This window comes from Shewanella electrica, assembly GCF_022321485.1.
Taxonomy (GTDB): Bacteria; Pseudomonadota; Gammaproteobacteria; order Enterobacterales; family Shewanellaceae; genus Shewanella; species Shewanella electrica.
The window spans coordinates 1-285 of sequence record NZ_JAKOGG010000149.1 but is presented as its reverse complement, the minus strand read 5'-3'; the positions used below and the strand labels follow the sequence as shown (position 1 = coordinate 285).

Sequence of the window (285 nt, the reverse complement as noted above, 5' to 3'; positions counted from 1 at the left end):
GGGAGAAGAGTGGGAACCTCCGGCCCGACCCGATGGTCCTCCAAGAACACTTCAACGGCACCTACAGCGCCAGCAGCGCCGTCCCCGTCAGCACCCAGGATTGGTTATCCGGGGAGAGGTTCACCTGCACCGTGCAGCACGAGGAGCTGCCCCTGCCGCTCAGCAAGAGCGTCTACAGGAATACAGGACCCACCACCCCACCTCTGATCTACCCCTTCGCCCCCCCCCCGGAAGAGCGGTCCCTCTCCCGCGTCACCCTGAGCTGCCTGGTCCGCGGCTTCCGCC

Annotated in this window: 1 protein-coding gene; it reads left to right on the top strand. The window is 66.7% G+C overall.

The genetic code is table 11. The features are described from left to right. Positions 1–32: 32 nt before the first annotated feature. Positions 33–285 (top strand): immunoglobulin domain-containing protein (locus L9G74_RS20190; RefSeq protein ID WP_238898561.1); only part of this gene is annotated, 253 nt, incomplete at its 3' end.